At 47.7% G+C, this 11,627-nt stretch carries 7 protein-coding genes and 1 pseudogene; all 8 read left to right on the top strand.

The window, feature by feature from the left end; translation table 11 throughout:
- Positions 1–83: 83 nt before the first annotated feature.
- Entirely contained in the window at positions 84–461 is a 378-nt protein-coding gene (gene rbfA / locus BN587_RS05910) for a 30S ribosome-binding factor RbfA (protein WP_021720223.1), read from the top strand.
- Positions 454–1,404: a DHH family phosphoesterase gene (locus BN587_RS05905; protein WP_021720222.1), complete on the top strand. Its 951-nt coding sequence runs from the start codon at positions 454–456 to the stop codon at positions 1,402–1,404. Before rbfA ends, BN587_RS05905 begins: the two co-directional genes overlap by 8 nt.
- Position 1,405: 1 nt before the next feature.
- A complete protein-coding gene (gene truB / locus BN587_RS05900; protein WP_044484394.1) occupies positions 1,406–2,281 on the top strand; it encodes a tRNA pseudouridine(55) synthase TruB in 876 nt (291 codons plus the stop codon).
- Between the two features lie 2 nt (positions 2,282–2,283).
- Entirely contained in the window at positions 2,284–3,207 is a 924-nt protein-coding gene (locus BN587_RS05895; RefSeq protein ID WP_021720220.1) for a bifunctional riboflavin kinase/FAD synthetase, read from the top strand.
- A gap of 155 nt (positions 3,208–3,362) precedes the next feature.
- Complete coding sequence (gene rpsO, locus BN587_RS05890; RefSeq protein ID WP_021720219.1) at positions 3,363–3,629, top strand: 30S ribosomal protein S15; 267 nt, start codon at positions 3,363–3,365, stop codon at positions 3,627–3,629.
- 321 nt (positions 3,630–3,950) lie between these two features.
- Positions 3,951–4,967: a sialidase family protein gene (locus BN587_RS05885; protein ID WP_044484393.1), complete on the top strand. Its 1,017-nt coding sequence runs from the start codon at positions 3,951–3,953 to the stop codon at positions 4,965–4,967.
- 27 nt (positions 4,968–4,994) lie between these two features.
- The gene (locus tag BN587_RS05880) at positions 4,995–5,963 is read left to right on the top strand and encodes a tripartite tricarboxylate transporter substrate binding protein (protein WP_021720217.1); all 969 of its coding nucleotides are present in this window, start codon (positions 4,995–4,997) and stop codon (positions 5,961–5,963) included.
- A gap of 490 nt (positions 5,964–6,453) precedes the next feature.
- Positions 6,454–11,627, top strand: a pseudogene (locus BN587_RS05875) (hypothetical protein); the annotation flags it as partial.

The raw sequence follows: 11,627 nt of genomic DNA, 5'->3' as shown, positions 1-11,627 counted from the left end.
CAGGAATGCCGGCCGTATACGCCGCATTCCCCGCAGCTGCTGCCTGTACGTCAGTCTGTATCTATATTATAGAGGAAAAGAAAATGGCAAGACTTAGAGTAGAAAAAGTACAGGAGGCCATCAAGCATGAAATCAGCAAAATGCTGCTGCATGATGTCAAGGATCCGCGCATTCAGTTTGTTACCGTAACCGGCGTGGAGCTGACAGATGACATGAGCTATGCCAAGATTTTCATCAGCATGTATGGTCCCAAGGATAAACAGGATGAAACCTGGAAGGCTCTGAACAAGGCATTAGGCTTTATGCGTACGGAAATTGCCAAACGCATCCGCCTGCGCTTTGCACCAACCCTGATTCTGCAGAAGGATACCTCCGCAGAATACAGTGCGCATATTCAGAGCATTTTAGATAAGATTAAGCAGGAAGAAAAGCCTGCAGCCGAGGAAGCAGAGCATGAGTAAGGAGCTTAGTCTGCAGGAAACAGGCGCTATGCTGCTGACGGCAGAAAAAATTGTGCTGTGCACCCATGTAAGCCCGGATGGTGACACCCTGGGCTCCACTTTGGGACTGGCACGCTTTTTGCTGGCGCAGGGCAAGCAGGTTACTGTTTTCTGTGATGATATTATCAACAAAAGCTTTGGCTTTATTCCCGGTATAGAATTGTGTGAACGCCCGGTAGAGGGCAGTAAGCTGCAGACGGATTTGCTGGTAGTAGTTGATGCCAGCTCCTTTGACCGCGTTGGTCTGGTGTCCGAGGTTGTGGAAGCCAAAACGCTGCTGAACATCGACCACCATATTTCCAACGAACGCTTTGCCGATTATCTCTATCTGGATGCTAAGGCAGCAGCCGTAGGCGAGGTAATGTGTGATCTGTTCATGGCTATGCAATGGCCCTTTGATAAGGAAATTGCTACCTGCTTTTACACAGCAATCAGCACAGACTGCGGCTCGTTCCGCTATGCCAACACTACGCCGAAAACTATGCGTGATGCTGCCAAGCTGCTGGAATACGGCGTGCAGCCTAACGAAATCAGCGATGCACTGGACGTGCGCTCCCGTGATACGGTAGAGCTGCTGGCCAAGGTACTGCCTTCGCTGACCTTCGCTTATGAAGGAAAAATTGCTTATCTCACAATTACCAACGATTTATATGACAAGGATGTCCAGACCGACAGCTTTGTGTCCTACCCGCGCTATATTGAGGGCGTTGACGTAGCTATTATGTTCAAGGCCGTAGAGTCGGCGGTAACGCGCGTGAGCATGCGCTCCAAGAGCGTTGACGTATCCGCTGTGGCTGTAGCCTTCGGCGGCGGCGGTCATCTGCGGGCAGCAGGCTGTACGATTTATGCACCGGTAGAGGAGGCTCGCACTCAGCTGCTGGAGGCATTGGGCAAATTGGTTTAATATGGACGCAATTTTTAATGTATTAAAACCACCACAGATGACATCGCACGATGTTATCGGCTTTTTGCGGCGCGTGCTTAACACAAAGAAAATAGGACATGGGGGAACTCTTGACCCTGACGCGGCAGGAGTTCTTCCTGTTTTTGCGGGCAGTGCAACTCGTCTGCTGGAATTTGCTGTGGAGGGCCGCAAGGAATATATTGCCGAATTTACGCTGGGTGCTCAGACAGTTACCGGCGATGACAGCGGTGAGATTGTCAAAACAATGATTGTGCCTGCGTTCGGAAAGGCAGAGCTGGAAGCTGTACTTGCACGTTTTACGGGTAAGCAGCTGCAGCTGCCGCCGATGTATTCGGCCATCAAAATCAACGGCAAAAAGCTGTATCAGCTGGCTCGTCAGGGCGTAGAGGTGGAACGCACCGCACGTCCGATTGAGGTCTATAAGCTGGAGCTTTTGCATTATACGGCAACGAGCTTTACCGTGCGCGTGGCCTGCTCAAAGGGCACCTATATCCGCGTACTGGGCGAAGACCTGGCGACAGCGCTGGGAACCTGCGGTACGATGAGCTTTTTGTTGCGTACACAGGTGGGAGCCTACACGATTGACAGGGCCTGCACGCTGCAGGAAATCGCGGAGAATCCCGAAGCCTGTGCCGCAGAGCCGCTGACTGCTGTTGCCGAGCTGCCCAAGCTCAAGGTGAACGCCCGTCAGGCGGCGCGCATTACTAACGGTGTGCGCACTACAGTGGCGCAGACTGCCGACGGCAGATACGTACTGCTGGGGCCGGGGGATGAATTCTTAGGCATCGTCCGCTGTGAGCAGGAGCGTCTGCAGGCAGAAAAAATCTTAGAGCATTACCCGATGCCAGAGGAATAAGCATGGAGATTATTACTTCTTTAGAACAATTGCATAAATTTTCCGCTCCCTGTGTGGTTGCATTGGGTACCTTTGACGGCCTGCATCGCGGTCATCTTGATGTAATTGAAACTGCTAAGGCAAAGGCGCATGAATGTAATTCGCAGCTGGCGGTATTTACCTTCAGCAACCATCCCTTTGAATGGATTCGTCCGGGCATGGTGCCGCCGGCGCTGATAACCGGCGCGCAAAAGCAGGAGCTTTTGCAGCAGCTTGGCGTGGATGTGCTGGTGGATATCCCCTTTAATCAGCAGGTTGCGGACCTTTCGCCGCAGGAGTTTTTGCAGCGCTTGCAGCAGCTTGATTACAGCTGTCTGGTAGTCGGTGCCAACTTCACCTACGGCTGCCGTGGACAGGGGACTGTCTATACGCTGGCTGCTTCCGCCAAGGCCATGGGCTTTGAGCTGGTTGTGCGCGAGCTGGTAAGCGAGGGTGCAACTGTGATCAGCAGCACTGCTATCCGTCAGCTGATTGCTGCCGGTGAGGTAGCAGAGGCAGCTGCTATGCTGGGGCGCAGCTACAGCATCAGTGGCACCGTAGCGCACGGCAACGAGCGTGGCAGACTACTGGGTTATCCTACGGCCAATATTGAGCTGGAGGATGCTAATGTGGCAGTGCCTCTGGGCGGTGTCTATGCTGTACGCGTACTGGTGAATGGCGCAAGCTATCATGGTATGGCGAATATAGGCTATAATCCGACCTTTGGCGATGTTTCCAAACCGCGTCTGGAAACGAATATCTTTGATTTTACCGGTGACCTTTATGGCAAACAGCTCACGGTGCAGTTTGTGCAGCGCATCCGCGGTGAAGTAAAATTTGCCGGCATTGAGCAGCTCAAGCAGCAGCTGGCGCAGGATAAGCATGACTGTGAAGCGGCATTGCGGTAAATCAAAGCTGTTTTTATAAAAAACTTTACAAAATACTTGCTATCTGGTGGCAAGATATGGTATACTATCATAGTATTTGAACCAAGGCCTGGCAGTTCGATTCTCCAACGGCTGCTACGCTTATGGCAATTTGAATTTTTAGGAGGAAACAAACAATGTTAACTAGCGAAGCTAAACAAGCAGTAATTCTGGCAAACGCACGTCATGAAGGTGACACCGGTTCTTCTGAGGTACAAATCGCAGTTCTGACCGAACGCATCAAATATTTGACCGAGCATCTGAAAGAGCACAAAAAAGATCATCATTCCCGTCGTGGCCTGCTGAAACTGGTAGGTAAACGTCGTGGCCTGCTGAATTACCTGGCTGCTAAAGACATCGAGCGCTATCGTGCAATCATTGCTAAACTGGGTATCCGTAAATAATCTGGTTTATGCTGAAAAGTCCGTCCGCAAGGACGGGCTTTTTTTGTGCCTGCGTTTTGGTTTTAAAGAGGAATACCTCGTGCAATAGTATTAAAAATAATTAACACTAACAAGAAAATCGCTTATAGTGTTAAAACAAATTAATACTATTGATGAAATTTGCAACAGTGTTAAAAATAATTAACACTGTTGCGGAGGGCAGTTGCCCGCGCAACAGCAAATTTTGTCAGAAATGTGAAGAAAATAGTTTACGCTCTTTAGCATATGTGTTACAATACTTATGTTATAGAATTATGCGACTTTTTGGATGTGATTGATATAATGCAAAAGGAATTGATTATGCGCTGTTTGCCGACGGCCTTCTGTCATGCTTCAACAGTATTGGCGCTTCCTGACGGCAGCCTGCTGTGCTGCTGGTTCGGCGGTACGCATGAGGGCGAAAGCGACGTGGGTATCTACTCCAGCAGGCGCACGGAAGCAGGCTGGAGTGAGCCAAAGCTGCTGGTGAACGGGGCGGCGGCGAACTGGAATCCGGTGCTTTTTGCGGGCGCGGACGGCAGAATCCTGCTGTTTTACAAGCAGGGCCAGCAGATTGCCGATTGGCAGACGTGGCTGCTGCAGTCTGAGGATAACGGCGAAACCTGGAGCGGACCGCAGGAGCTGGTGACCGGCGATGTGAGCGGCGGACGCGGACCGGTGCGTAACAAGCCGTTGCGCTTGGCGAGCGGACGTATTCTTGCCGGTGCTTCTACCGAACACGGTATCTGGAAGGCCTTTGCAGATATCAGTGACGATGACGGCACAAGCTGGCATAAATCCGCTGTAGTGCAGATTGAGGGATTGCAGTATCAGGCAGGCGAAAAGACTGCCGACAGTAATATTGCCGTCAGCCAGCAGTCCTTTTACGGACGCGGCGTGATTCAGCCTAGCCTGTGGCAGAGTGCGGACGGCAGTGTGCATATGCTGCTGCGTAGCAGCGAGGGCTTTGTTTATCGCAGCGATTCTGCGGATGACGGCGAAACCTGGTGCAGTGCCTACGCTCTGAGCCTGCCGAACAATAACAGCGGTCTTGACTTGGTGCGTACTGCCGCTGGCGTGCTCTATTTGGTGTGCAATCCTGTGGCTGCCAACTGGGGTCAACGTTCTCCCTTAAGTCTGTTCCAATCTACAAATGATGGTGCGAGCTGGCAAAAGCTGTTTGACCTGGAAACAGAGCCTGCGGAATTTTCCTATCCGGCGATTCTTGCTGAAGGGGAAAATATTATTATCACTTACACCTATAAACGTTGCAACATTGCTTGTGTAAAATTGAGCGCGGATGAACTTGTTACCCTTTAAATTTAAAATATAAGGAGATGTAAGACAATGAAGAAAATTTTAGTTGTGCTGATGGCTATGCTGACCATGGCTGTTATGCTTACCGGCTGCGGCGGCGACAGCAAAAAAGCAGCTTATCCTGCAGACGGAGATATTTCCGTAATTATTCCTAAGGCTCCGGGCGGCGGTACCGATATCTCTGCCAGAGGCCTGATTCAGTTCATGGAAAAAGAGCTGAAGGGCAGCAAATTTGTCCCCGTAAACAAACCCGATGGCGGCGGTGTAACCGGCATGGTAGAGCTGGCTAACGCTAAACCCGACGGCCATACTCTGGGCATGGTTACTGTTGAGCTGGCTATGTTCCCGCATCAGGGCAAATGCAAAAACACCTATAAGGATTACGCAGCTATCTGCGCTCCGATTGCAGCTCCGGCAGCTTTGATTGTGCCGAAGGATGCTCCTTATAACAGTGTAGACGAATTCGTAGCCTTCGCTAAGGCAAACCCCGGCAAGGTGAAGATGGGTAACTCCGGTATCGGCGCTATCTGGCATATTGCCGCACTTTCCTTTGAAGAAGAATTCGGCGTACAGTTCAAGCACGTACCGTATCCGAAAGGATCCGCTGATATTGCTGCAGCTCTGGCAGGCAAGCACATCGATGCAACTCTGGCTGACCCGTCTGTATTCAAGAGCCAGGTAGATGCAGGCAACCTGAAGATTCTTGCTGTTATGGCTGACACCCGCAGCGTAATCTATCCTGATGTTCCGACCTTCAAAGAGCTGGGCCACAATATGACCGTTCGCGCTTGGGCAGCACTGGTTGCTCCTAAGGATACTCCGAAAGAAAAGCTGGAAGCTCTGCGCGCTGCTGCTAAAAAGGTTTGCGAATCCAAGGAATTCAAGGATTATTTCATGAAACAGGGTATCGACCCGACCTGCATTATCGGTGCCGATGCTGATAAGATGATGGCTGAAGACCATGCAATGTATGAAAAATTCCTGAAGAAAGCAAAATAAAATCGTTGTAAGGCGTAAATGAAAATGCCGACGCTGTAACCCGGAAGGTTGCGGACGTCGGTGTTTTTTTTTGTTTACATATGACCGCAAATAATTTCTTCTGCTAAAAGTGATAATAATATAAAAAATAAAAAAACAAGGAATAATATATCGGTTTACTTGCAATTAAATTTTCGATATGCTAGAATTAAATAGGAAAGAAATACTAATTAGCGATATTTGTATAACACCCCCTAGGTCAGCAACTGCTTGTTTATAAGTTGCCTTTACCTAATATATAGATATGTGCTAGCAATAATCAGTTACGACCGAATTGCAAAATAGCAATGCAATAGACTGATTATTTTCAATTAGAAAAATTCTGCGAGAAGAGATGGATTTGTATAGCGATGTTCTGTGAGGCATTTGCTGTATAAATTGTCTTTTTGCGCAGTTTTTTTGTTTTTATATTTATTTTGATGAGTGTTTTATACACAAAGGAGTTGAAGTTATGAAAACGAAACTCAAAAGTAAAAAATGGAAGTCGCTTGTTTCAGGTATTCTTCTGGCGGCCAGTGCATCGAGCTTTCTCATAGCGCCGGTTTTTGCTGCAGAATATACTGATCCGCTTACTGGTGTTGTCGATGATGATCTTGATATCTTCGGAGACGATGGCAATACGGTAAAGCTCGACAAAGCTACTAACACTATTACCTATGATTTCCAAGGTCAGGACCACACGTTTACGGTAGAGAATGATGATGGTATTACAGCCTCTCAGGGTGACAAATACAGCTACATCTTTAATAACGTAGGCGCAGATGGTAGCAAAGGTACGCTTCACATTTATCAATCCAACAACCAGTGGAATCCCTATGCTGGTGTGAATGGTTTTATAGCTAGCGGAGGTAAGATTACTGTCAACAGTAATCTGGATATTACTGCCACCTCTGACTATGCCTCTGTGGGTGTTGCCGTTGCTAACGGTGCTGATCTGGTTATTAACGGTAACGTTAAAATGCGCAAGGATGATCCTTCCAATCCCTGGGGCATTATTACCAAAAATGTGCATGGTAATGTAGGTCCTGGCGGTGCAGTTACCATGGATAATGGCTATGACGCCAATTATACCGGCGCACGCTGGCAGCCCAGTGCTTTCAGCGTTGGCTATACACGTGGCAATATTACTGTTAATGGTGACGTAGACGTTGCTGTACGCGGTACTGCTGTCAATGTAGGTGCATATAATGCCGCCGAAGGTGTACATCAGTATGACCTGGCTACCGTTTCTCTGGTAGGCGATTCTACCCGTATCATTACTCCGTACAGAGAAAAAAATTCTGTCGAAGGCTTTGGTGAATTCATCGAGCCTTACTATTCTCTGGCATGCTACGGCGGCACAATTAATGTTAATGTAAAGAATATGGAAGCGCAAAAGGGCAAGGTTGAAATTGTCGGCAACATTATGGCCATGAAGCGCTCTGAATATACACATACCTCTGATGTTTATCAGGACAGCCGTATTAATCTTGCTTTGACTACAGCGGATTCCTCCTGGAAGGGCATTATTGACAATGCCAATATGACCAAGAGCCTGGTACAGACAAATCCTAATGATAAAAACAGCTATAAGTATGATCCGGATGCTACTCCAGTTTATGCTGACCACTCCGGTGAAGTAAATCTGTGGCTGCAGAATGGTGCACAATGGATTTATGAAAATGCTTCCCGTAAGGATGGTCTGGATTACAGCCATATGCCGCAATACAGCCAGCCGAGCTACGGCAACTATGATGGTATGTCTCATCTGAGCCGCCTTGTTGGCGGTAAAGACAGCGCATCTGCCGGCATCATCAGAGTAAACGATAATGATCCTATTCATATTGCCAATGCCGAAGGCGTCACCAAGGTATGGTATGAGCATGATGATGCTGCACCGGGTACTATTATCGGCGGTGATGTTAAGGTTCTTAATGCTAAGACCGGCACCGAGATGATGCTTTATACCGGCAACAACGGTATTACCAAGGGCTTTGCAGAAGGTGATACCGCTGCAGAGAAAAATCATGTCAGTGAAGTATTGAACTCCCTGGCACACAAGCTGTGGTATATGGCAGGCGACAGCAACCTTACAGGCAGCGTATCCATTGCCGAAGGCCTGACAGCTTCCTCTGTAACTATGAAGACCGGCAACATTACCTTTGCCGAGGGTGGCCAGGGATTCTATGACTATACTCCTGAGAAGGACGATAAGACCTATGCAACCGGACCGATTGTAAAATCCGAAAACATCGGTGAAACACGCGAAAGCGATATCAACGGAGTAGTTTCCGTTAATGTTACCGAAGCTCAGGATGGGGTGTCCGGTAATGCTCCCAGTGCTATGTATGCAGCAGGCGAGGCAGAAGGGCCGCTTGTTGTTGATTTACAGGGCCACACCTTGAAGCTCAATGCCAACAATCAAACTGCTAATTATGTGTCTACGGTTTACGTTGATGAAAACAAGAGCATGGAGATTAAGGATTCCAAGGGCAATGGTGTGCTGAAGGTTTCTGCCGGACTTGGTGCTGATGGCAATGCTGATACTAAGGCTAAGTATGTCTATGGCATTCGCGTAGGCGAGGGCGGCAACCTTACTGCAAATACCGATGTTGAGATAGAAGGAGTAAAATCCGGTTCTACTCAGCGTGCTTATGGTGTATATGTAAGTACCAAAGGCAATGTTGTATTCGAAAAAGACTTGAGCATCAAGAATGTTCAGACCGGCAACAAGGTTGGACCGAACACTGCCGGTATTTATGCAGACAGTTCTTCAAGTGCAGATGCGCCTATTAATATAACTGTTAAGGGCAACCTTAATATTGAAAACGTATTGGGCAGTGCAATCCGTGCATTGAATACTTCAACTGTATCTACTGCAGGTGCAACTATTAAAGCTGCGGATATGTCTAACGGTACGGATTATAGCCAATATTATGCTTTGCAGGCCAACAAGGGTACCATTAACCTGAATACAGGTGAAGGCATTACTGCCGGAATTCTGGACGTTACCGGTGACATGAAGGTAACTGACAATAAAGCTTCTGTTATCAATGTCAACATGACCAAGAGCTCTCAATGGACAGGCGCAGTAAGCAATATTCCAGGCAGTACATATAATGCCCCGGCCGGACAGTTTAATCTGACAATGGCAGAGGGCTCTGTATGGAATCATGAAACCGGTCGTTCGGTAGATACGCTTAAGACAACTTTTGCCGGCAGCAATGTTTCTAAGCTGGATGGTTCCGGTGTAATCTACCAGAATTCCGACAAGGGTATTACCGTATATGATTATAGCGGTGACACAACTGTTGTTTACGGCCATGATGCTGATAATCCGCAGAACATCACCGGGGGTGACTTCACTGTCAAGACAGCAGCTGACGGCTCGAAGATTACTTTGGTAACCGATAGCCAAGGCATTAATGCCGGCTTTGAAGCTAGTGATACTGCAACAGAAAAGAATAATGTTAAGGAAGTGCTGAATAAGCTGGCCAATAAGCTGTTCTACACAGGTTACAAGGATGCAAATCTTGCCGGCGTAGTTAAGATTGCCGATGGTCTGACAGCGTCTAGTGTAAGTGCTATTGTAAAAGCCTCCGGCGATATCACTTTCTCTGACGGAAGCAATGGAACGAAAAAAGCAGGCCAGGGCTTCTATGACTATACTCCGGAAGAAGATAAGCCCGATTACAAGACAGGCGCTATCACTAAATCGGAAAATATCAGCCTGAATCGCGAGGTAGACGATAAGGGTGTTGCACATATTAATGTAACTGAATCGAATGCCGGTAATAATAAATTTGCCAGCGCAATTTATGCAGGTGAGGAAACATCTCCGTCTAAACCGATGACTATAAATATGTCCGGTAAAGGTCTGGCTTTGAATGTTGCACAAACTGGCGGACAGGCAGCGGCTATTTACGCAGGCGCTAATACCTACATCAAGGTTATTAACCCGTCTGCTGACCAAAAGCTTTCAATTAGAGCAACCAATACGGATACCAAAGGCTCTCATGGCATTTACGCCCTAGGCAATGCGCACCTGAATATTTCCGGCCCGGTAGAAATTACTGATATTACCACTAAGGGTGATGCTGCAACCGGCATCAATATCCAGGGCCAGCAGAGCGAGATTAATATTGATGGCTCGCTGACAATCAGCAATGTCAAAGGTCTTAGAGAACGTGGCAAAGGCATGAGTGCTTCCGGTATTCTGGTAACCGGTGACAGCTCCACTGTAACTGTCAGCGGTCCTGTAGATATTTCCGGTGTACGCGGCAGCGGTATCAAGCTGGTGGGCGCTAATACCAAGGTATCTGTTGGCGGCGGCACTATTACTGCAGCCGAAGACAGCGATAAATCGCATAATTTCTATGCAGTCCGCGTAGATAAAGGCACGCTGGATATCAACATGAAGGACGGCGCAGCAGGCAATACGACTACCAAGATTACCGGTGATATGTATGCAACCGGCCAATATGGCAAGAAGGTTGTGGAATACAGCGGCGGTGAGCTGATTGATTGGAAGGACGCAGGCATTCTCAACGTTGCATTGACCGATAAGGATTCTTTCTGGAAGGGCGTTGCAGCTTATGACCAGTATAATGATGACTATGGCAGCGGCGGTAATACTGCGCATGACATTGGCCAGTTCAACCTGTATCTGCAAAACGGTGCAACCTGGACCAATGAGCAGCAATCGCATGTAACAACTACGACCATAGCGGCTAAAAATCCTGTATGGGCAGGCAGCACGCTGGCAACACTGCATGGTGGCAAGGATGCAGCAAATGCAGGCCATATTTTCCAAAATGATAGCAATAACCTGACTATTGTAAATTATAGTGGAAATACCAATATTTACTACGCACATGAAGGTAATGGCGAAGCAGCAGAAAACTATAAGGCTGGAGATACCATTATCAAGAGTGCTGCAGCAGGTTCTGAGGTTAGTCTGATTACCGATAATGTCGGTATCACCATGAGCAATGATGGTAGCGTTGCTAATGTATTAAATGCATTGGCAGGTAAGCTGACCTACAGTAACTTTGCAACTGGTGAGAAAAATCTGGTTGGCGTTGTGAAGATTGCCGATGGCCTGACAGCTTCTTCCACAGCGCTGAGAACAGAAAAAATCTCCTTTAATGAAGAAGGCAAAGGCTTTTACGGTACTCCTGAAGAAGCGGATATGGCATTTACTACTACCTTGACAGGTAGTGCTAGCAGTGATGCTGAATATGTAAAGGCTGGAGTTATCCAGACAGATGGCAGCTACAAATTCGCTAAGGATGCCAGCATTACCATGGCTAAAGGTGCAATTGCTATCAGCTTGAGTAAAGCTACGCTGATCAATGCCGAAAACAATAAGCTGAATCTGTCTACTGAAGGCAGTGTATCAGGCAAAGTCAATGCTATTAAGCATAATATTGATGGCGCTCTTACTATCAATGCAGGAGAATTGAACGTAACTGCAGTTAACAATCAAGAATTTGGCGGTGTACGCGCTATCGAAATTAACTCCGATAATAAGAGTGTAAAACCGAATGCTGTAATCAACGCAAAGGTTAATGTTAAGGCTGAGGCTAACAATGGCAATGCTTATGGCTTGTACAGCGAGAATGGCAGTACACTCACCGTTAATAA

Source organism: Phascolarctobacterium succinatutens CAG:287 (genome assembly GCF_000434895.1).
In the GTDB taxonomy this organism is placed as follows: Bacteria; Bacillota; Negativicutes; order Acidaminococcales; family Acidaminococcaceae; genus Phascolarctobacterium_A; species Phascolarctobacterium_A succinatutens_A.
The sequence above is the reverse complement of the archived record's forward strand: the minus strand, read 5'-3'. Positions and strand labels throughout refer to the sequence as shown.